Here is a 21732-nt window from a genome sequence, read left to right on the forward strand (position 1 = left end):
GGAGACAGAGAGACACCCATGAGAAACCTGACCGAGCAACTCACCCAGTACGCGGCCTATCACCGCGACGCGCGCAACATCGGCACCCATTTCGTCGGCATTCCGCTCATCGTGCTCGCGCTCGCGGTGCTGCTGTCGCGCCCGGTGATCGTGCTCGGGCTGCCGGTTCCGGTCTCGCCCGCGTGGCTCCTGTTCGGCGCCGCGACGCTCTACTACCTCGTGCTGGACGTGCCGCTCGGCCTCATGATGGCGGTCGTTTCCGTCGCGTGCGTGGCCTTCGGCGCCTGGCTCGCGCAGCAAGGCACCGCCGCGTGGCTGGGCGGCGGCGTGGGACTGTTCGTGGTCGGCTGGATCTTCCAGTTCGTCGGGCATATCGCGTGGGAGCATCGCAAGCCGGCCTTCGTCGACGATCTCATCGGCCTCATGATCGGCCCGCTCTTCGTGCTCGCCGAAGCGCTCTTCAGCCTCGGCTGGCGCCCGGCGCTGCGGGCGGCGATTGAGGCGAAGGTGGGCCCTACGCGTATCAATCCGCCGCGCGCCCAGGCAGCGCGGCAGTAAGCGGCCGTCGCAAGATCCTCAGCGTTCGAACCGCACGAGCCGCGCCGCGTGCACCGCCGTGAGCGCGACGGCGAGCCAGATCGGCACGTAAGTCCCGAGCTGGCGCATGCCCAGGTGCTCCCCGAGCAGCGTCACCGAAACGATCACGAGCAGCACCGGCTCGACATAGCCGAGGATGCCGAACAGCGCCATCGGCAGCAGCCGGCTCGCCTTCAGGTACGACGCGAGCGCGACGGTGCTGAGCACGCCGAGTCCGGGCAGCAGCACGAAGGCGAGGAACTTGTGCGCGTCGAGCAGCGCGAGCGAGCCGCCCGCACGCACTTCGATCACCGCCACCGGCACGAGCAGCAGCATCTCCACGGCGAAGGTGACGAGCGAGTCCGCGTGAATCTTGCGGCGCAGCACGAAGTACGGCGGATAGCCGAACGCGACGAGCAGCGTGGGCCACGAGAACGCGTGCGTCGCCCACAGCTCGTGCGCCACGCCGACGGCGGCGCACGCCACGGCGAGCCATTGCAGCGGTTCGAGGCGCTCGTGATAGTAAAAGCGCCCCACCAGCACCATGATCAGCGGCAGCAGGAAATAGCCGAGCGACACTTCCAGCATGCGCCCGTGCAGCGGCGCCCACAGAAACACCCACAGCTGCGAGCCCAGCAGCGCGGCGCTCGCCACCAGGGCAAGCGCGGTGCGCGGCTCCTTCACCATACGCGCGACGAGCGCGCCCAATTGCGGCGCGCGCTTGCGCAGCACCAGCAGGGCCAGCGCGCCGGGCGCGGTCCAGATCACGCGCCACGCGAAAATATCGAGGCCGCCGAGCGGGGCGAGCAGGAGCGTATAGGCCGACATCAGCGCGAACAGCGCCGAAGCGCCCACGGAAAGCGCAATGCCGCGCCCGGGTTCGTACTGGTTCATCGCGATGTGCGGGGACGGAAAGCGAGAACGGCGGGATTGCGAGCGGCGCGGTGCGTAGATTTCGCACGCGCGGGTAAAAAGGTTGTCATTTGAATTGGCTATTGAATAAGGCGCGGGCCGGCGAAAGCGTCGGCGAGACCGCATTCTAGTCGCGTTTGGGCGGCCGCAGGCGGCGCAAACCCACGCCGGACAAGGCGGGCACACGCCGTGCGCGCCTTGCGCCCTGGTGCAGGCCGAGCGATTTTGTCCGGCAGATCACGCCACGATGGACTAGAACGTAAGTCTCGCCACGCCAGCCCGCCGTCGCCTTAACCGGCTGCCATTCGCGGCTGGAATTCGCGGCTGGAATTCGCTTCGACGAGCGAGATTTCACCGGGGCCGCTGGAGCCGTGCCCGGCTTATCCCGGAGCGCCACGCCAACGCCCGCCGCCGCGATTCACGACGCCGTCCCCAACGTCCAACGCCCCCTGGAGCCCGCATGCCATCTTCTGCGCCCCGCCCCGCCGTTGCCGACCCCGCCGGTGCATTCGCCCTTTCGCCCGCCGCCAGCACATTCGCCGCTGAAGTGCGCGCCGGGTTGACGCGCTCGCCGCAAAAGGAACTGCCGTCGAAATATTTGTATGACGAAGTCGGCTCGGCCCTCTTCGAGGTCATCACCGTGCTGCCCGAATATGGCGTCACGCGCAGCGAGGAGCGTCTGCTCACGCGCTACGCGTCCGAGATCGTCGAGGCGCTGCCCTCCGACGTGAAAGTCGCCGAACTCGGCAGCGGCAGCGGCCGCAAGACGCGCCGCATTCTCGAAGCGCTCTGCCGCAAGCGCCCCACGTCGTACTGCCCGATCGAGATCTCGCGCACCGCGCTGCAGCTGTGCCGGCGCGAGCTGGCCGACATCGAGCGCATTTCGATCGTCGGCTACGAGCGCGACTATCTCGCCGGACTTTCCGAAGTGAGCCGCCAGCGCAAAGAAGGCGAGCAACTGCTCGTGCTCTTTCTCGGCAGCACGATCGGCAACTTTGCGCGCCTCGCGGCCACGCGCTTCCTGCGTGACATCCGCGCGATGCTGCGCCCCGGCGACACGCTGCTGCTCGGCACCGACCTCGTGAAACCCGTCGACACGCTGATCGCCGCCTACGACGACGCCATCGGCGCCACGGCCGCGTTCAACCTGAACCTGCTGTCGCGCATCAACCGCGAGCTGGACGCCGACTTCGACCTGCACGACTTCGAGCACGTCGCGCGCTTCAATCCGGACGTGCGCAGCATCGAGATGCATCTGCGCGCGAAGCGCGACGTGCACGCCGAGGTGCGCTCGGCGAATCTCACGGTCGAGATCGGCGCAGGCGAGACGATCTGGACCGAGAGCAGCCACAAGTACCACGCCGACGAAATCCCGGCGATCGCCGCCGACGCGGGCTTCGAATGCACGCGTCAGTGGGTCGAAAAGGACTGGGGATTCGCGGAGAGCCTGCTGGCCGTGAAGTAAGCGGCGTCCGATATTAGTCCGAAACGAAAAAGCGGTGCGCCAGATGCCTGGCGCACCGCTTTTTTATCGGGCGATGCTCAATGCTGCTCGAAGCGCTCGTAGCGTTTTTCGGTCAGGCGTTCCTCGCTTTCCACCGAACTGACGCGCGCGGCCGGCGGCCCGTGACGCAGCCACGACAGCATGCGGTCCACCTGGTTCGCCGTGCCCTGGATCACGGCTTCGACCGAGCCGTCCTCCATGTTCGCGACGTAGCCGCGAATGCGCAGCGCGTGCGCCTGGCGCACCGTCGCGTGACGAAAACCCACGCCCTGCACCGTCCCGTGCACGCGCACGTAGTACGTTTCGAGGCGCGTATCCAGATCCGGTTCGCTCATTGTTCGTTTCTCCATGCAGGCTTTACGGTCGGCATTGTAGACGCCAACGCGCGCACGCGCCGGGCCCGCGCCACGTACAATCCGTGCCACGCCGCCGCGCCAATACCGAACATGGAAACGACCCTGCAATGACCGACACCTCCCGAGCCAACCGCGATCTCGTGCTGATCACCGGCGCGTCCGGCTTCGTCGGCTCGGCCGTCGCCCGCATCGCGCAGGAAAGGGGCTATGCCGTGCGCCTGCTGGTGCGCGCGACGAGCCCGCGCAAGAACCTCGAAGCGCTCGACGCCGAGATCGTCACCGGCGACATGCGCGACGCCGCCTCGATGCGCCGCGCGCTCGATGGCGTACGCTATCTCTTCCACGTGGCCGCCGACTACCGCCTGTGGGCGCCCGATCCGCACGAGATCGAGCGCGCCAATCTCGAAGGCGCCGAAGCCACCATGCGCGCGGCACTCGACGCAGGCGTGGAGCGCATCGTCTACACGAGCAGCGTGGCCACGCTCAAGGTCACGAGTTCGGGCAACTCCGCCGACGAAACCTCGCCGCTCACGCCCGAGCAGGCCATCGGCGTGTACAAGCGCAGCAAGGTGCTGTCCGAGCGCGCCGTGGAGCGCATGATCGAGCGCGACGGCCTGCCCGCCGTGATCGTCAATCCGTCCACGCCGATCGGCCCGCGCGACGTGAAGCCCACGCCCACGGGCCGCATCATCGTCGAAGCGGCCACCGGCAAGATTCCCGCGTTCGTCGATACCGGCCTGAATCTCGCGCACGTGGACGACGTGGCGAACGGCCACTTCCTCGCGCTGGAACGCGGACGCATCGGCGAGCGCTACATCCTCGGCGGCGAGAATCTGCCGCTGCAGCAGATGCTCATCGACATTGCCGGCATGGTGGGCCGCAAGCCGCCCACGATCGCGCTGCCGCGCTGGCCGCTCTATCCGCTTGCGATGGGCGCGGAAGCCGTGGCGCGCTTCACGAAGCGCGAGCCGTTCGTGACCGTCGATGCGCTCAAGATGTCGAAAAACAAGATGTATTTCACGTCCGCGAAGGCGGAACGCGAGCTGGGTTATCGCGCGCGGCCGTATCGCGAGGGCCTCAAAGACGCGCTCGCATGGTTCCGCGAGGCCGGCTATCTGAACGCCCGATGAGGGCAGCTGAGGAAACTGTTACAACTTTTCTTGCGACATGCGTACAACGCCTGAAGGGCAATGCACGCGAGCTGCGGGTAAAATCCCCGGTCTTACCTGAGAAGCTCGCATGAATCTTCAAGACCAGATTGGCGTGCTCGAAGCGGGCGTCGATCAGCTCCTTCAGGCCGCCGCCGCCGCGCACGCACCGCGCGCCGATGAACGCGCCGCCGCCGTTCCCCAGCAGGACACTCCCGTTGCAAGCAGCGAAGCGGAGCAAGCCGTCGCTGAGCAGCCGCACACCGTTGCCGTCGAGACGGCCGCGGAGGCTGCCAATGCCGCCGCCGCAGAACCCGTTGAAGCCGCCAATGCAACCGTGACCGACACTGCCGAAGCCATCGAACCCGCGGCCGTTGCGGCCCAGGCTGCGCCTGCGCAGCCCGAATTGCACGTGGCGCGCCCGTCGCAAAACGAAATCACGCTGTCGATCGGCGGCCAGACGGTGACGCTCAACGCGCTGCAAGTCGGCCAGATGATCGAGGAGCTGTCGAACGCGCGCGCCTCGATGCAGCCCGAACCGCCGCCCGGCATTCCGCAAGGCTGGCGCTTCGCATCGACGAAGAATCCGATGATGGCCGTGCAGAAACAATCGAACGGCGACCGCCTGCTGGTGCTGCGCCACACGGGCCACGGCTGGGTGCCGTTTACGTTCTCGCCCGACATCGTCGTGCAGATGTACATGATGCTCACGCAACGCTGACGCGCGAGCGGACATCGTCAAAACAAAAAAGCCGTCGAAACCGACGGCTTTTTTCATTGGCTGCTTCTCGCGAGAAGCGCTTCAACGCCCCTGCACCGGCGCCTGCACGCGCGCCTTCCACTGACCGCCCTTGCCGCGCCAGAACCGCCACGCCGAAGCGAACGTCGCGCCCACGTAGAACAGCGCGACGAGCGGCAGGAACGGCGCCCACAGCGGCGAGCGCCGGTAGTAGGCGAGCATGGGCGAGTAGGCGCAGCACATCAGCGCCCAGGCGAGCCACGCGGGCCAGCCATGCGGCCCGAGCACGAGCGCGACCACGGGCGGCGCGAGATAGATGATCGTCATGCCGAGCAGCGTGCCCGCGAGCTGCCACGCCGAGTAATGCAGCTGCGTGAACGCCGTGCGCGCGATCATGTTCCAGATGTCCTTCCACGAATCGTACGGGCGCAGCGACACGCTCTTCGCGGCAACGTCGAGGCGGATCGGGTGATGCCCTTCGCCGCGATGCTTGATGCGCGCGGCCAGGCTGCAGTCGTCGATCAGCTCGGCGCGAATCGACTCGATACCGCCCGCCTCTTCGAGCGCCTGGCGGCGCACCAGCATGCAGCCGCCGGCCGCGGCCGCCGTGCGGTTCTTCGGGTTGTTGACCCACGAGAACGGATAGAGCTTCGCGAAGAAGAACACGAACGCCGGGATCAGCGCCTTTTCCCAGAAGGAATCGCAGCGCAGCCGCACCATCAGCGAGACGAGGTCGCGGCCTTCGGCCTGGGCGCGCACGACGAGCTGCGCGAGCGCTTCGGGCGGATGGCCGATGTCGGCGTCGGTGAGGAGCAGATAGTCGGCGGGCAGCTTGAGCGTGCGCACCGCCTCGATGCCCTGCGACTGCGCCCACACCTTGCCCGACCAGCCCGCCGGCAGCGGCTTGGCCGTAATCACGCTGAGCTTTTCCGGGCACTGCAGCGCGAGCGCGGCGGCGCGTGCGGCTTCCGCGGTGCCGTCGGTGCTGTGGTCGTCGATCACGATCACGTGAAACTCGCCGCCGTAGTTCTGCTGGAGCAGCGAGGTCACGGCCTCGCCGATCGCATCGGCCTCGTTGCGCGCCGGCACCACGGCGCATGCGGCAGGCCAGCCGGCCGCGGGCTCGACGATCGGCAGCGGCGCGGCCGGGCGCGCGCGCCAGAAACCGCCGCGCCCGAACAGCAGCACGAGCCAGATCAGCAGCGAGAGACAGGAGACGGCAAACAGAATGGTCGTAGTCATGCGTTGTTACTCTCGATCGAAGAGGCGCGCACGCCCACGCGGCGCGACAGCCACATGGCCGCTGTGCGCAGGAGCACCACGGCCCAGTCGGGTGCGCGCAGCGCAGGCCGCGCGCGGAACACATCGTAGCCGCCGCGCTCGATGATTTCGAGCACGCGCAGTCCGCCATGCACGACGCTGCACAGCTCGAGGCCGAAGCGCCCCGGCACGCGCAGCGCGAGCGGCGCACCGCTCACCATCAGCGCCCGCGCGCGCGCCACCTCGTGCGCCATCAGCGCGCGCCAGGCGTCGTCCACCCTGCCGGCGGCAATCTGCGCTTCGGTCACGCCAAAGCGCTCGCGGTCGGCGAGCGGCAGGTAAATGCGGCCGCGCGCCCAGTCGGCGCTCACGTCCTGCAAGAAGGTGACGAGCTGCAAGGCGGTGCAGATCGCGTCGGAATCGGCCAGATTCTCGGGCGTCGCCGCGTGGATCAGATGCAGCATCAGATGGCCGACCGGGTTCGCCGAGCGCCGGCAAAAGTCCAGCAACTCGAAGCGGTCGGCATAGCGCGTCGTGTCGATATCCTGATCGAACGCCGCGACGAGGTCGTAAAACGGTGCGAGCGGCAGGCGGCACTCGCGCACCACGTCCGCGAGCTGCGCGAACAGCATGGGGTGCACGCGCGCGGGGCGGCCTTCGGCCACGGCGTTCAGGCCTTCGCGAAAGTCGGCGAGGCGCGTGTGGCGTTGCCCGGGGCTCCAGTCGCCTTCGTCCGCGATGTCGTCGAGCGTGCGCGCGACGTGGTAGATCACGCCGACAGGCGCGCGCAGCGCCTTCGGCAGCAGTACGCGCGCTACCGGAAAATCGTCGTAGTGGTCGGGTTCCATCAAGGCGTCCAGAATGGGGTCGTATCCCCGGGCGCCATCCAGTCGACCCGCGGGACGCCACATTTTAAGGGTTCCCGGAGTATGTTGCACCGCGCAACGTCCGGACGCCCGCTCCCGGCGCCGTGCTGCGCCGCGTGCGCGGCGCGCGTTGCGCAGGCCGTGGGAGCGCCACGCAGCGGGCTTTTCGAGATAAATTGGGGCGCTGACCGGACTGCACCGTCGCGCGCACGCCGCACCCGCGCGTGGTCCACACAGCAAACGAAAGGCGAAGGGGTTAAAATGCGCGTCTGGTTTTTACTCCGTCACCCCTTTGGCGGATTTTTGCATCTTTAATAATAGACAGCCGCCGGCGATCAGGTCATTTTTACCAACTTGCTCGTTTTGTGCGGCAGTCGGAGTTCGCCACCCTATGCGAGTGATCCTTGCCCAACCCCGCGGCTTTTGCGCGGGGGTTGTCCGCGCTATCGAAATCGTCGATCGCGCACTGCAGAAACACGGCGCGCCGGTCTACGTGCGCCATGAAATCGTCCACAACCGTCACGTGGTCGAAAACCTGCGCAACAAGGGCGCGCGTTTCGTGGAAGAGCTCGACGAAGTGCCGGAAGGCGCCGTGGCGATTTTCAGCGCCCACGGCGTGGCCAAGACCGTGGAACGCGCCGCCGAGGAACGCGACCTCGACGTGCTCGACGCCACCTGCCCGCTCGTCACGAAGGTTCATGTGCAGGGCCGCCAGTACGTCGCCGCGGGCCGCACGCTGATCCTGATCGGGCACGCCGGCCACCCTGAAGTGGAAGGCACGATCGGCCAGATTCCCGGCACCGTGCTGCTCGTGCAGAGCGAAGCCGATGTTTCGAAGCTCGATCTGCCGCTCGATGCCCCGCTCGCGTACGTGACGCAAACCACCCTTTCGGTGGACGACACGCGCGGCATCATCGACGCGCTGCTCGCGCGGTTCTCCGACATCGTCGGCCCGGACACGCGCGACATCTGCTACGCGACGCAGAACCGCCAGGCAGCGGTGCGCGAACTGTCGGATCAGGTGGAGGTTCTGCTCGTCGTCGGCGCGACGAACAGCTCGAACTCGAATCGTCTGCGCGAGATCGGCAGCGAAACGGGGGTGCCGAGCTACCTCGTCGCCGACGGCTCGGAAGTGAAGGCCGAATGGTTCGCCAATGTGCAAACGGTCGGCATCACGGCCGGCGCATCGGCGCCCGAAGAAATGGTTGAGAACGTCATTGACGCGCTGCGCGCGTTGGGGCCTGTCGAGGTGTCGACGATGGCGGGCCGTGAAGAAAAAGTCGAATTCAAGCTGCCGTCGAAGCTCTTGCAACCGCTCGTCGCGCGCGAAGTTTAAGGAGGACACGCTTTGTCTATTCCGCTGCTACAAAAAGTCCGCGTTGGCTCGTACATCTTCCGCCAGCATTTCAGCGGCAACAAGCGCTACCCGCTCGCGCTCATGCTCGAGCCGCTGTTCCGCTGCAATCTCGCCTGCAATGGCTGCGGCAAGATCGACTATCCGGATCCCATCCTGAACCAGCGCCTGTCGCTGGAGGAATGCCTCGAAGCCGTCGATGAGTGCGGCGCGCCGGTCGTTTCCATCGCAGGCGGCGAGCCGCTGCTGCACAAGGAAATGCCGCAGATCGTGAAGGGCATCATGGCGCGCAAGAAGTTCGTGTATCTGTGCACGAACGCGCTGCTCATGGAAAAGAAGATGGACGACTACCAGCCGAATCCGTACTTCGTCTGGTCGGTGCACCTCGACGGCGACCGCGAAGCGCACGATCACTCGGTCTCGCAGGAAGGCGTGTACGACAAGGCCGTCGCGGCCATCAAGGAAGCCAAGCGCCGCGGCTTCCGCGTGAACATCAACTGCACGCTGTTCAACGACGCCGTGCCCGAGCGCGTGGCGAAGTTCTTCGACACGGTCGGCGAGATCGGCGTGGACGGCATCACGGTGTCGCCGGGCTATGCGTATGAGCGCGCCCCGGACCAGCAGCACTTCCTGAACCGCGACAAGACCAAGAACCTGTTCCGCGAAATCTTCAAGCGCGGCAACAACGGCAAGAAGTGGTCGTTCAGCCAGTCGAGCCTGTTCCTCGACTTCCTGGCCGGCAACCAGAGCTACCAGTGCACGCCGTGGGGCAACCCGGCGCGTACGGTGTTCGGCTGGCAAAAGCCGTGCTATCTGGTCGGCGAAGGTTACGTGAAGACCTTCAAGGAACTGATGGAAACCACCGACTGGGACAAGTACGGCACGGGCAAGTACGAGAAGTGCGCGGACTGCATGGTCCACTGCGGCTTCGAGGCCACCGCCGTGATGGACACGGTTGCGCATCCGCTCAAGGCCGCGCGCATCGCCCTCTCGGGCCCGCGCACGACGGGCGCGTTTGCGAAGGACATCCCGCTCGAAGGCGCGCGTCCGGCTGAATACGTGTTCTCGCGTCACGTCGAGATCAAGCTCGAAGAGATCAAGAACTCGGCCAAGACCAAGAAGCCGGTTACGGTCGCCGCTAGCTAAAGCGGTTTCCGCCACGGGCGGATGAAACGCAAAAAGGGCGCAACGGTTTTAGCCGTTGCGCCCTTTGTCTTTTTTGTCACTTCGCGCTGAACGGCGACACCGTTGCGTTCGTCGCTGTGGTCGTGCTCGCCGCCGCCGGCGTCCACCGGTACACCACCGCGCTCGAAGCGTTGTAGTTGTCCTTCGTCACGACATACTCGCCGGTCGAGCGCAGATACGCGCGCAGACCGTACATCGAATCCACGTCGTTGCCCACGTACACCGCGTTCGCGTTGCTATTGATGAGCGTCGTGTCGATCGCACCCGTGGTGAGGTTGAACGCGTCGATGTTCGGTACGGTGTGCACGTAGCCCACGAACAGATAGTTTCCGGCCGCCGCAATCGATTTGGGATTCGCACTCGTGAGCGTGATCACCGGATTCGGCGCGCTCGTATTGCCGGCGAGCCAGCCGTGATACACCTCGACGCGCGTGCCGACCGCCGTCCAGTCGGTGATGCTGGCGTCCTCGCCGGTGAGGATCATCGTGTCGCTTTCGGGCAGATACACGATGCGGGTGAGCCGCGAGATCGTGGCGGGAATCGGCGTGGTAATCGCGGCGCCCCAGAGCGGCTTGCCGGTCGAATCGAAGCCCGTCAGCGGATAGTGGGAAATCACGTTGGTCTTGTCGAGGCCGACCCACAGGTCGCCCTTGCTGTCGAGACAAAAGCCGTTGCGCACCGGGGCCGTCGTACTGAACGCCGCCCCCGGCAACGTGTAATCCGGAATGGCGATATAGCCGCTCGCCGCGTTGAAGTGGAAGAAGTAGAACGTATCGGGGTTCTGGCCGCCCGCCACGAGAATGCGCTTGCCGCTCACGCTCGCCACCTGCGCGAAATGGTTGCCGCGACCGGCGTCGGCGAGATTGATGCGCGGATCGGACGGATACGTGATCGGGTCGATGGTGTTGGCCACAAAGGTGCCGCCAGCCGTGCCCGAATAGATATTCATGCCGCCGTAGAACAGTGCGCCATCGGTGCCCGGATCCGGCGCCGCATTGCCTTCGAAGTTGAGCGACTGGAGCTTCCAGCGCAGCGTGCCGGCGCCGTCGTAAGCCTGCAGATCGGTGCCGCCGTTGCGGCCGAGGTCCCACGAGCCGCCCCACGGATTGTTCAGCACGTACAGCGTGCCCGCGGAATCCTTGCCGATGCCGACCACGCGCGTAAAGCGCTTGTCGCCCACCTGGCCCTTGATGCCTGAGGTCGTGTCGAGATAGCCGCCCAGCACGCCGAACGTGCCGGTTTGAGACGGCGTGCCCGCGACGCTGAAGGTCTTGATGTTCATGTCGGGACCCGAGTCGCCGATCATCAACTGCGAGGTCTGCGCATCGAAATACAGCGACGACGGCCGCGCCGTGGACGCCAGCTGGATGGTGTTCAGGAGCTGACCGCCGGCGCCGAACTCGAGCACGGCGCCCGCGCTCTTCTGCGCGACCCAGAGGTTGCCGCTCGCGTCGAGCGTCAGCGCGCCCGGGCCCGCCACACTGATATCGCGCTGCCAGACGCCGTCCGTGGTGTACACACGCACGCGGTTGCCGGGGCAATCGCTCACGTAGAGCAGCGAGCCCGAAGTCGCGAGTCCGGTGACGACATCGGCGAGCTTTTCGGTCGTATCGGCGCTCACGGGGATCAGCAGGTCGCGCGCGCCGCTCGTGCGGTTATAGCGCCCGACGTTGCCGCTGCCATACGCGGCGTTGTACTGCATCGCGACGAACAGCGAAGTCGCGTTGCCCGTGATCGCGCCGCCCTGGAAGTCGCCGTGCCCGCCGATCGAGCCGAGGCTCTGGCCGTTCTGGTAGATCGCCACGCCGCCTTCGTTTTCATCCCACATCGACGACGTGTAGATGACGCCTTCGGGCGCGACCCACATCGAGCGGGCCACGTTGCCCACGTGCGTCGCGTTGGTGCCGTAAGTGTTCGCAATCCAGTCGGTTGAGTATTGCGCTTCGCAAACGGGCGCAGCCGTTGCGGTGAGAGCGGCCGCCAGCCAGGCTGCGCCGATTCGATGCAAGATCATGAAAGATTCTTTGATTCGTACACCTTACGGTGCAACAGTTGAAGATGCGGTGCTGCCCACGCGGCAAACGCGCAGGCCGATTCCCGACGATTCGCATCCGTGCGCACCGCCGCGTGCGGCGTCATGCGTCGAATTGGTGTGGAACTTCGTCAGAGTTAACGGCAGCCGCCCTGCGGGAATTGAGCGCTTTTTGAGCGAACACCGAGCCGCGAAGTTTACAGGCGTAAAAAAAGGCGCGACGGCCTTCGCCGTCGCGCCTCTTGCTGAACGTATCCGCTCAGTCGGGGGTCAGCAGCACTTCCCCGCGCCCGACCCATAGCGGGCGTTTTGCCGCTCGCGGAAAAACTCCTCGTAAGTCATGACCGGGCGCTCGGGATGCGTCTCGCGCGCATGCGCGACGTAGCCCTCGTAGTCCGGCAAACCGACCATCAAACGCATGGCCTGGCCGAGATAGCGCCCGGCCGTCTGTACGTTGTCGCGAAGTCCCGAGAACATGATGTGCTCCGTTCAGTAACGTCGATCAATGCACGCGATTCGTCACAGCTGCCGCGCCGCCAGCCGGCATCGCCTGATACGGCGTTTCCTGCACGGTCGGACGGTCGATGCGGCGCGCACGCGCAATCGCGATCAGGCCATACACGACGATGCTGACCACCACGAAGATGAACAGGCCGGAGAGCGCGGCATCGACGTAGTCGTTGAAGACCATGCGCTGCATCTGCTCGAGCGACTTGGCGGGCGCGACGATCTTGCCTTCCGCGATCGCCGCCGAGAGCTTCTGTGCGTGCGCGACGAAGCTCACCTTCGGGTTGCTGTCGAAAATCTTCTGCCAGCCCGCCGTGAGCGTGCAGATGAGGAGCCACACCGTGGGCAGTGCCGTGACCCATGCGAACTTCTCGCGCTTCATCTTGAAGAGCACGACGGTGGCGAGCATCAGCGCGATACCGGCGAGCATCTGGTTCGAGATGCCAAACAACGGCCACAGCGTATTGATGCCGCCCAGCGGATCGACCACGCCCTGGTAGAGGAAGTAGCCCCACGCGGCCACGCACAAGCCCGTGGCGATCAGGTTGGCCGGCAGCGACTCCGTGCGCTTGAGCGACGGGTGGAACGTGCCGAGCAGGTCCTGCAGCATGAAGCGGCCCGCACGCGTGCCCGCGTCGACGGCGGTCAGGATGAAGAGCGCCTCGAAGAGGATGGCGAAGTGATACCAGAACGCCATCATCGCCTCGCCGCCCACCACCTGGTGCAGGATCTGCGCCATGCCCACGGCCAGCGTCGGGGCGCCGCCGGCGCGCGCGACGATGGTCGTTTCGCCCACGGCCTGCGCGGTGTGCGTGAGCATGTCCGGCGTGAGCACGAAGCCCCAGTGACCCACGGTTGCCGCGACGGCGTCCGGCGTCGTGCCGAGCACGGCGAGCGGCGCGTTCATCGCGAAGTACACGCCCGGCTCGATCACCGAGGCGGCCACGAGCGCCATGATCGCGACGAACGATTCCATCAGCATCGCGCCGTAACCGATGAAGCGCGCGTTGGTTTCGTTGTCGAGCAGCTTGGGCGTCGTGCCCGACGAGATCAGCGCATGGAAGCCCGACACCGAGCCGCACGCGATCGTGATGAAGAGGAACGGGAACAGGTTGCCCGACCAGACCGGACCCGTGCCGTCGATGAACTTCGTGAAGGCCGGCATCTTCAGTTCCGGCGCGACGATCAGAATGCCGATCGCGAGCGCGAGAATCGTGCCGATCTTGAGGAACGTCGAGAGGTAGTCGCGCGGCGCGAGCAGCAGCCACACCGGCAGCACCGAAGCGACGAAGCCATAGCCGATCAGGATCCACGTGAGCTGCGTGCCCGTGAACGTGAACCAGGCTGCGAGCGTGGGCGAATCGTGTACGTGCTGGCCGAAGGCGATGGAAGCCATCAGCAGTACGAAACCGATGATCGAAATCTCGCCGATCTTGCCCGGGCGGATGTAGCGCACGTAGAGGCCCATGAAGATCGCGATGGGAATCGTCGCGGCCACCGTGAACGTGCCCCACGGCGAGTTCGTGAGCGCCTTCACCACGATCAGCGCGAGCACCGCGAGGATGATGATCATGATGAGGAAGGTGCCGAACAGCGCGATCACGCCGGGCACCGGACCGAGTTCCATCTTCACGAGGTCGCCCAGCGAGCGGCCGTCGCGGCGCGTGGAAAGGAACAGCACCACGAAGTCCTGCACGGCGCCCGCGAACACCACGCCCGCGAGAATCCACAGCATGCCGGGCATGTAGCCCATCTGCGCGGCCAGCACCGGACCGACGAGCGGACCCGCGCCCGCGATCGCCGCGAAGTGATGGCCGAACAGCACGAACTTGTTGGTGGGCACGTAGTCGAGCCCGTCGTTGTGGCGCACGGCCGGCGTCATGCGCAGGCCGTCGAGCTGCAGCACCTGCGTGGCGATGAAGCGGCTATAGAAGCGATACGCGATCAGATAGACGCACACGGCGCAGATCACGATCCACAGTGCGCTGATTCGCTCGCCGTGCGCGAGCGCGATAGTGCCGAACGCGAACGCGCCAAGCAGCGCGACCAGCGTCCAGACGACAAAACTGGATGTCCGACTCATGCGGTGTCTCCATTGTGTTTTTAGCTTTGTGTCCGGCATCGGAACCGGACCCTTGCGCGCCGTCCACAGCATCGTGGCGATGGCGGCGCATGCATGACGCATTGCGCCATGTCGTGGGCGGTAGTATTCGCTTTCAGACCGTCAGCCACAACCGGACAACTACGTAAGCGCGCTACGTAGAACTACGTAGGGGAGGCAACAATTCGTTGCGCACGCAACGACAATCGCGACCCACCGCGCAACGTGTCGCGCAAGGACACCCTCTTGCGCGGCGCGTGAATTTGGCGCCTGTGCCGCGCCCGCCCGGTTATGCTTGCAGTCTCAGCTTCCGAACACCGTCATGCCCGCCCCATTTTTCTTCGCCGACCGGCGCCTGAAGACGAAAATCTTCCTGCTCGCGGTCGTGCCGTTCCTCGCCGCCATTGCCGGCATCGGGATCGGCGTGCGCCAGCAGGCCACGCAGCTCGCGCAAACGCAGCACGCGACCATGCAGAGCGCCTATCTGTCGAGCAAGGAGATCGAGCTGCGCCACTACGTGGAGCTGGCCACGAGCGCCATCGCGCCGCTCTACGCGCCCGAGGAAAACGCCAGCGACGCGTTGCCCGCGCCCGAGAGCGAAGCCGACCGCCAGCTAGCGGCGCTAGCCGTGCTGCAGAAGATGGACTTCGGCCCCGACGGCTATTTCTTCGTCTACGACATGCACGGGCGCTCGCTCATGCATCCGCGCGAACCCGCGCTGGTCGGCCAGGATCTCTGGAACCTGCGCGACCCGCAGGGTGCGCTCACGATCCAGCAACTGATTGCCGCGGCCCAGCGCGGCGGCGGCTACGTGCGCTATATGTGGCACCGGCCGTCCACGGGCAAGCTCGCGCCCAAGCTCGGCTACGTTGTGCCGCTGCCGCGCTGGGGCTGGATGATCGGCACCGGCATCTATCTCGACGACGTCGATTCCACGCTCGCGCACATCGACGAGCGCGCCTCCGCGAATATCGAGCACACCATTCAGTGGCTCGGCGTGATCGCACTCGCGGGCGTGCTCGTCATCGCGCTCGGCGCGCTCGTGCTCAACGTGAGCGAGCACCGCAGCACCGACGCCAAACTCAAGCGCCTCGCGCAGCAGGTGGTCGAGTCGCAGGAGCAGGAGCGGGCGCGGCTCTCGCGCGAACTGCACGACGGCATCAGCCAGATGCTCGTTTCGGTGAAGCTGCTGCTGGAGTCGGCGCTGGCACGCTTCGAGCGCGGCGAAACGCGCGTGCCCGCCGCCGAAGCGTCGCTCGCCACCGGACTCTCGCGGCTTTCCGACACGCTGCGCGAAGTGCGCAGCATCTCGCACGCACTGCGCCCCTCGATGCTCGACGACCTGGGCCTCGCGGCCGCGCTCGAGCAACTCACGCGCGAGATGGCCGAGCAAACGGGCATCGAGATCGCCTTCACGCAGGCCGCGCCGAAGCCGGCGAGCCGCAAGGCGCCAGTCCTCACGCTGCCGGACGCCGTCAACACCGTGCTCTTTCGCATTGCTCAGGAAGCGCTCACCAACATCGTGCGGCACGCGCAAGCGGCACGCGCCGCGCTCACGCTGGAAGTCGCCGCGAGCGGCGTGACACTCGCCATTGCCGACAACGGCCGCGGCTTCGACGTGGCGCACGCGCTGGTCGACCCGCGCGCCGGTCTGGGCCTGCGCAACATGCGCGAACGCCTGGAGTCGCTCGGCGGCCGCCTCGACATCACCTCGCAGCCCGGCCATACGCTCGTCACCGCGTGGGTGCCTATTGCGTCGAATGCGGCGTCAAATGCAGCGCCCAATACAGCATCCAAAGCCGCTGTATCAGGAACACCGAAATGACGATGACGAATGCAAACGTGAACGACTCGACCGGCCCGGGCGCGAGACCCGCGCGCCTCGTCCTCGTGGACGACCATCCGCTCGTGCGCGACGGCCTGCGTGCACGGCTCGAAGCCGTGCCGGGTTTCGAGGTGGCGGGCGAAGCCGGCAACGCCGACGAGGCCATCGCGCTCGCCGCGTCGCTCGAACCCGATCTCGTGCTGATGGACGTGGGCATGGCCGGCGTGAACGGCATCGCGCTCGCGGGCATTTTCCATGAACGCTTTCCGGCCATCCGCGTCTTGATGCTGTCGATGCACGACAACGTCGAATACGTGACCGAGGCGGTGCGCGCGGGCGCGAGCGGCTACGTGCTCAAGGATTCGCCGGCCACCGAGATCATCCGCGCGATCGAGGCGGTGCTGGCCGGGCGCACGTATTTCAGCGCGGGTTTGAGTGCGCGCATGATCCAGGCGTCGGCGCGCAGCACCCCCGTCGAGCGTCTCACGCCGCGCGAGCGCGACATTCTCGACGCGCTCGCGCAAGGACTCTCGAGCAAGCAGATCGCGCAGCGCGAGGGGCTTTCGGTGCGCACGGTGGAAACGCACCGGCTCAACCTCAAGCGCAAGCTGGAGATCGAAGGCCAGGCGGAGTTGATCAAGTTCGCGGTGGAGCACCGCAGAAAGTAAAACGGGCGCTCCGGCTTACCCGGAGCGCCCGCGACGTCACGGTGCGTGTGCAACCACCGATCGACGATCGACGTGCGGTGCTCAGCTGCGTGCGTTGTGGTCGACGAGGAACTTGATGAGGCCGTCGATGCCGCCCTTGGCGATCTGGTCGGCAAATTGCGTCTGGTAGACCTGGATCAGCCAGGCACCCATCATGTTGATGTCGTAAATCTTCCAGCCGTTGGGCGTTTGCGCGAGACGGTAGTCGATGGCGTCGTCGCCGCCGTTGCTGATCACGTGCGACTGCACCACGGTGTCTTTCGCGCCCGCACCCGTGTTCGAAGGCGAGAACTTGAAGGTCACCTGGGTATCGCGCAGTTGCGAGAGCGACGAAGCGTAGGTCTTCACGAGCAGGAGTTGAAATTGCTCATACAGCTTCTGCTGTTGTTCGGGCGTGGCCGTCGCCCAGGGCTTGCCAACGGCGATCCGCGTGGTGCGTTTGAAGTCGGTGGCGGGAACGAAATGGGTCTCGACCACCTGGGTGATCTTGTTCATGTCGCCGCCGCGCGCCTGCGGGTCGGCCTGCATCGCCTTCACGGTGCCTTCCACGGCGGCCTTGACGACAGCGTCCGGCGTGGTCTGCGCGAACGCGGCGCCCGAAACACCCGTGAAACAGGCGGCGACGAAAAATGCGGTCAGGTAACGTTTCATACGCTCTTCTGGAACAGTGAAATTCAGGCGCCGGTACAGTGCGACTCAGTGCGTGCGGTCAAGTGCAAGTGCAATCACGTAAGCAAGTGCAATCACGTAACCGTCGCGCCGCCGGCTGAGCCAGTATAACGGCTTTGGCAGATGCGCTGCCGGGGCGCCGCCTCGAGCCCAGGTGTGCATGACCCGCGCCGGGACGGGCGGGGCCGGTATACTTGTGCGTTTCGCGTCAAAGAACCTAATTGACAGGGCCCCCTCGCCTGTATGCTGAAGCCATTCATCATTAGCCTCGTCGCCTGGTCGGTGCGCCGCGCGGCGTGGGTGATCACACTCGCGATCGTGCTTGCCGTGCTCTCCGGCGTGTACGTAGCGAAGCATTTCAAGATCAATACCGACGTCAGCGGTCTCGTCGAGAACACAGCCCAATGGGCCGCGTTGAGCGAAGCCAAGGACAAGGCGTTCCCGCAGCGCGCGAGCTCGCTGCTCGTGGTAGTCGAAGCCGACGCGCCCGAGCTCGCCGACGCCGCCGCCGACAAGCTCGCGCAAGCGCTCAAGGCCGACTCGCGCGAATTCAGCGCTGTCTCGCAGCCCGCGGGCGGCCCGTTCTTCCAGCACAACGGCCTGCTGTTCCCGTCCACGGCCACCGTGCTCTCGACCACGGGCCAGCTCGTGCAGGCGCGCCCGCTCGTGAACCAGCTCGCAAAGGACCCGAGCCTCGCGGGTCTGGCCGGCACGCTCACGACCACGCTGCAACTGCCGCTCACGATCGGCCAGATCAAGTTGCCGCAAATGGCGAATCTGCTCGGCAGCGCCGCCACCGTCGTCGACGAGGTGCTCGCCGGCAAGCCCGCGGCGTTCTCGTGGCGCGCGCTCGTCGACAAGGACGCGGCCACGAAGCCCGCGTTCGCGTTCATCACCGTGCAGCCGGTGCTCAACTTCGCCGCGCTCAAGGCGGGCGCGAACGCGTCGGAGGCGATCCGCGCGACCGCCGACTCGCTTCATCTCGACAGCGAATTCGGCGCGCGCGTGCGCCTCACGGGCGAACAGCCGCTCGCCGACGACGAGTTCGCCTCGGTGCAGGACGGCGCCGCGCTCAACGGCGTGATCACGCTCGTCGTCGTGCTCGTGATCCTGTGGCTCGCGCTGCGCTCGGGCAAGCTGATCGGCGCGACGCTCATCACGCTCGTGATCGGTCTCGTCATCACGGCCGCGCTCGGCCTCATGATGATCGGCTCGTTCAACATGCTCTCGGTCGCCTTCATGGTGCTGTTCGTGGGGCTAGGGGTCGATTTCGGCGTGCAGTTCGGCGTGAAGTATCGCGAGGAGCGCTATCAGGACGAGCGGCTCGACGCCGCGCTCCTCAAGACCGCGCGCACCATCGGCGTGCCGCTCACGCTGGCCGCGATCGCCGTGGCCGAAAGTTTCTTTTCCTTCCTGCCGACCGCCTACAAGGGCCTCTCGGAACTCGGACAGATCGCGGGCGTGGGCATGTTCGTGGCGTACGTCTGCAACATGACGGTGCTGCCGGCGCTCATCCGCGTATTCAATCCGAGGGGCGAGCGCGCCTCGCCGGGCTTCGCGTTCCTCGCGCCCGTCGACAGATGGCTCGCCGAGCATCGCAAGCCCGTGCTGATCACCACGCTCATCATCGTGGTGGGCGCGACGCCCTTGCTGCTGCATCTGCGCTTCGACTTCAATCCGCTGCATCTTAAGGATCCGCATACCGAGTCGATGGCGACGCTGCTCGCGCTCAAGAACTCGCCGGTCATCTCGATCAACGACGTGAGCGTGCTCGCGCCGTCGCTCGAAGAAGCCGACAAGATCGCCGCGCGGCTCTCGAAGCTGCCGGAAGTGGCGCGCGCCACCACGCTCAGCTCGCTGATTCCCGACGATCAGCAGCAAAAACTCATGCTGATCTCGAGCGCCGCGCAGCAGCTCCTGCCCGCGCTCACGCAGCAGCCGTCCTCGCCCGTGACCGACGAAGTGCGCGTGCAGACGCTCAAGCGCGCGGCCAACCAGCTTTCGCTCGCCGCGAGCGACCATCCGGGGCCGGGCGCGGCCGAGGCGAAGCATCTGTCCGACGCGCTCACGAAGCTCGCGAACGCGAGCCCGGCTACGCGTGACCGCGCGGAAACCGCCTTCAGCCTCACGCTCAAGCTCGCCTTCGCGCAGCTCGCGCGCCTGTTGCAGCCCTCGGAAATCACGCGTGAGAACCTGCCGCCCGAGATGGTGCGCGACTGGGTGGCGCCGACCGGCCAGGCAATCGTGGACATCGCGCCGCGCGTGCCGCCGGGCGTCGATTCCAACGACGACGTGATGCTCGCGCGCTTCGCGCACGCGGTAAAGGCGGCGGAGCCGAACGCGATCGGCGGGCCGATCTCGATCCTGCACTCGGCGAACGTGATCATCCTCGCGTTCTTCCAGGCAGCGGGGTGGTCGGTGCTGCTCATCACCGCGCTGCTCTGGATCACGCTGCGCAATTTCGGCGACGTGCTGCGCACGCTCATTCCTCTGCTGGTATCGGCGCTCGTGACGCTCGAACTGTGCGTCGTTTTTGGAATTCAGCTAAATTTCGCCAACATCATCGCGCTTCCCCTGATGCTCGGCGTCGGCGTCGCGTTCAAAATCTACTTCGTGATGGCCTGGCGCGCGGGGCAGACCGGCCTCCTGCATTCGAGCCTCACACACGCGGTGCTTTTTTCCGCCGCGACCACGGCCACGGCGTTCGGGAGCCTGTGGCTATCGCATCATCCGGGCACGTCGAGCATGGGCAAGCTGCTCGCACTGTCCTTGTTCTGTACGCTAATAGGCGCCGTGGTGTTCCAGCCGGTGCTGATGGGCAAGCCGCGCGCAAAACGCGCGAGATCGGAAACTCAGGGGATCGACCAATGAAGAAGAATCAAGCCGCGCTCACCATGGCGGCGGCGAGCCTGGCGCTCCTCGTGACGTCGGGTTGCGCCACGGGCCCCGACCGCAAACCGGGCGATCCGTTCGAGCCCGCGAATCGCGCAATCTTCACGTTCAACGACAAACTCGATACCTACGTCGCGCAGCCGGTTGCCAAGGGCTACCAGAAGGTGACGCCGCAGCCGCTGCGTCAGGCGATCACGAACTTCTTCTCGAACATCGGAGACGTCGACAACCTGGCGAACAACTTGCTGCAGCTGAAGATCACTGACGCCGTCCAGGATCTGATGCGCATCGCGATGAACACGACTTTCGGTCTGGGCGGCCTGATCGACTTCGCGACGTTGGCGGGGCTGCCCAAGCATCATCAGGACTTCGGCCTCACGATGGGCCATTACGGCATGCCGGCCGGTCCGTATCTCGTGCTGCCGCTGTTCGGGCCCAGTTCGGTGCGCGACGGCATCGGCATGGCCGTGGACGTCAAGTTCAACGTCATCAACTACTTCGAGCCGGCGGTGCGCAACCCGATGTATCTCGCGCAGTTCATCAGCGCGCGTGCGGACCTGCTGGGCGCAACCGACCTGCTCAAGCAGGCCGCGCTCGACCCGTATTCGTTCGTGCGCGACGCCTACCGCCAGCAGCGCGAATCGCTGATCCGCGGCTCGCGAGGCAACAATGCGCCGCTGCCCAACTATGGCGAGCCGGGCGACGAGCCCACACCGAACGAGAACGGGGCACCCAATTACGAGGACCCGGGCGAGTCGGGCGGTGCCGGCGGCGCGGGTGGTGCGGCCGCCCCCGGCGCGTCGAACAATGGTCTGCCGAATTACGACGATCCGGGCGAGGGGAGCGCGGCGGGCGCTGCCGGCGCTGCTGCGACGGGTGCTGCCGCGGCTGGTGCAGGTCCAGGTGCTGCTGCCGCGGCCGGCACGGCGGGTGTAGCGGCAGCGGCGGCCGCTTCCGCACCGGCGAGCGCATCGGCGCCTGTTGCGGCTTCGGGTGCGACGGCAGTGCCTGCGAAGCCGGCATCGGCGCCCTGAAAGCAGCATAGCGGCGGCCCGTTTGCGGGCGGGCGGCGTACAAACGCAAAAAAACCCGGCAACCT

18 protein-coding genes are annotated in these 21732 nt (G+C 66.2%); 10 read left to right on the plus strand and 8 right to left on the minus strand.

Annotation, left to right across the window (positions count from 1 at the left end):
- Positions 1-18 precede the first annotated feature (18 nt).
- Positions 19-558 carry a DUF962 domain-containing protein gene (locus AB4Y35_RS01245; protein ID WP_368703034.1) on the plus strand — a complete coding sequence of 180 codons (540 nt, stop codon included), beginning with the start codon at positions 19-21 and terminating at the stop codon, positions 556-558.
- Between the two features lie 18 nt (positions 559-576).
- Here AB4Y35_RS01245 and rarD read toward each other — a convergent pair whose 3' ends face one another.
- Positions 577-1470, minus strand: coding sequence for an EamA family transporter RarD (gene rarD / locus AB4Y35_RS01250; RefSeq protein ID WP_368703035.1), 894 nt, complete (start codon positions 1468-1470; stop codon positions 577-579).
- Positions 1471-1948: 478 nt separating this feature from the next.
- On the opposite strand from rarD, the gene egtD reads away from it, so the two are divergent.
- Positions 1949-2953 carry an L-histidine N(alpha)-methyltransferase gene (gene egtD / locus AB4Y35_RS01255; protein ID WP_368688674.1) on the plus strand — a complete coding sequence of 335 codons (1005 nt, stop codon included), beginning with the start codon at positions 1949-1951 and terminating at the stop codon, positions 2951-2953.
- Between the two features lie 77 nt (positions 2954-3030).
- Here the strand turns inward: egtD and AB4Y35_RS01260 are convergent, their stop codons facing one another.
- A complete protein-coding gene (locus tag AB4Y35_RS01260) occupies positions 3031-3327 on the minus strand; it encodes an acylphosphatase (protein ID WP_069261571.1) in 297 nt (98 codons plus the stop codon).
- Positions 3328-3455: 128 nt separating this feature from the next.
- On the opposite strand from AB4Y35_RS01260, the gene hpnA reads away from it, so the two are divergent.
- Together hpnA and AB4Y35_RS01270 are read left to right on the plus strand one after the other, a co-directional pair.
- Positions 3456-4478 carry a hopanoid-associated sugar epimerase gene (gene hpnA / locus AB4Y35_RS01265; protein WP_368703036.1) on the plus strand — a complete coding sequence of 341 codons (1023 nt, stop codon included), beginning with the start codon at positions 3456-3458 and terminating at the stop codon, positions 4476-4478.
- 109 nt (positions 4479-4587) lie between these two features.
- Complete coding sequence (locus AB4Y35_RS01270) at positions 4588-5217, plus strand: hypothetical protein (RefSeq protein ID WP_368703037.1); 630 nt, start codon at positions 4588-4590, stop codon at positions 5215-5217.
- 81 nt (positions 5218-5298) lie between these two features.
- Here AB4Y35_RS01270 and AB4Y35_RS01275 read toward each other — a convergent pair whose 3' ends face one another.
- Together AB4Y35_RS01275 and hpnC are read right to left on the minus strand one after the other, a co-directional pair.
- Positions 5299-6477 carry a glycosyltransferase gene (locus AB4Y35_RS01275; protein ID WP_368703038.1) on the minus strand — a complete coding sequence of 393 codons (1179 nt, stop codon included), beginning with the start codon at positions 6475-6477 and terminating at the stop codon, positions 5299-5301.
- Positions 6474-7343 carry a squalene synthase HpnC gene (gene hpnC / locus AB4Y35_RS01280; protein WP_368703039.1) on the minus strand — a complete coding sequence of 290 codons (870 nt, stop codon included), beginning with the start codon at positions 7341-7343 and terminating at the stop codon, positions 6474-6476. The genes AB4Y35_RS01275 and hpnC overlap by 4 nt, the downstream gene beginning before the upstream one ends.
- 409 nt (positions 7344-7752) lie before the next feature.
- On the opposite strand from hpnC, the gene ispH reads away from it, so the two are divergent.
- Positions 7753-8697: a 4-hydroxy-3-methylbut-2-enyl diphosphate reductase gene (gene ispH, locus AB4Y35_RS01285; RefSeq protein WP_254353571.1), complete on the plus strand. Its 945-nt coding sequence runs from the start codon at positions 7753-7755 to the stop codon at positions 8695-8697.
- A gap of 12 nt (positions 8698-8709) precedes the next feature.
- On the plus strand, positions 8710-9861 hold the full coding sequence (hpnH, locus tag AB4Y35_RS01290) for an adenosyl-hopene transferase HpnH (protein WP_028202781.1): 1152 nt from the start codon (positions 8710-8712) through the stop codon (positions 9859-9861).
- A 76-nt stretch (positions 9862-9937) separates the two neighbouring features.
- Here hpnH and AB4Y35_RS01295 read toward each other — a convergent pair whose 3' ends face one another.
- The 3 genes from AB4Y35_RS01295 to AB4Y35_RS01305 form a co-directional block, all read right to left on the minus strand.
- The gene (locus AB4Y35_RS01295) at positions 9938-11914 is read right to left on the minus strand and encodes an SMP-30/gluconolactonase/LRE family protein (protein WP_368703040.1); all 1977 of its coding nucleotides are present in this window, start codon (positions 11912-11914) and stop codon (positions 9938-9940) included.
- Positions 11915-12202: 288 nt separating this feature from the next.
- The gene (locus AB4Y35_RS01300; protein WP_069261565.1) at positions 12203-12409 is read right to left on the minus strand and encodes a YbdD/YjiX family protein; all 207 of its coding nucleotides are present in this window, start codon (positions 12407-12409) and stop codon (positions 12203-12205) included.
- Positions 12410-12434: 25 nt separating this feature from the next.
- Positions 12435-14522, minus strand: coding sequence for a carbon starvation CstA family protein (locus tag AB4Y35_RS01305; protein ID WP_368703041.1), 2088 nt, complete (start codon positions 14520-14522; stop codon positions 12435-12437).
- 340 nt (positions 14523-14862) lie between these two features.
- Between AB4Y35_RS01305 and AB4Y35_RS01310 the strand changes: the two genes are divergently transcribed.
- Together AB4Y35_RS01310 and AB4Y35_RS01315 are read left to right on the plus strand one after the other, a co-directional pair.
- Entirely contained in the window at positions 14863-16365 is a 1503-nt protein-coding gene (locus tag AB4Y35_RS01310; protein WP_368703042.1) for a cache domain-containing protein, read from the plus strand.
- 2 nt (positions 16366-16367) lie between these two features.
- On the plus strand, positions 16368-17033 hold the full coding sequence (locus tag AB4Y35_RS01315; RefSeq protein WP_368703817.1) for a response regulator: 666 nt from the start codon (positions 16368-16370) through the stop codon (positions 17031-17033).
- 81 nt (positions 17034-17114) lie between these two features.
- Here the strand turns inward: AB4Y35_RS01315 and AB4Y35_RS01320 are convergent, their stop codons facing one another.
- Positions 17115-17723 carry a phospholipid-binding protein MlaC gene (locus tag AB4Y35_RS01320; protein WP_368688682.1) on the minus strand — a complete coding sequence of 203 codons (609 nt, stop codon included), beginning with the start codon at positions 17721-17723 and terminating at the stop codon, positions 17115-17117.
- A 261-nt stretch (positions 17724-17984) separates the two neighbouring features.
- Here AB4Y35_RS01320 and AB4Y35_RS01325 point away from each other — a divergent pair, with 261 nt between their 5' ends.
- Both AB4Y35_RS01325 and AB4Y35_RS01330 read left to right on the plus strand, forming a co-directional pair.
- Complete coding sequence (locus AB4Y35_RS01325) at positions 17985-20612, plus strand: MMPL family transporter (protein WP_368703043.1); 2628 nt, start codon at positions 17985-17987, stop codon at positions 20610-20612.
- Entirely contained in the window at positions 20609-21667 is a 1059-nt protein-coding gene (locus tag AB4Y35_RS01330) for a VacJ family lipoprotein (protein WP_368703044.1), read from the plus strand. The genes AB4Y35_RS01325 and AB4Y35_RS01330 overlap by 4 nt, the downstream gene beginning before the upstream one ends.
- Positions 21668-21732 lie beyond the last annotated feature (65 nt).

It is taken from the genome of Paraburkholderia sp. EG286A (assembly GCF_040965375.1).
GTDB lineage: Bacteria > Pseudomonadota > Gammaproteobacteria > Burkholderiales > Burkholderiaceae > Paraburkholderia.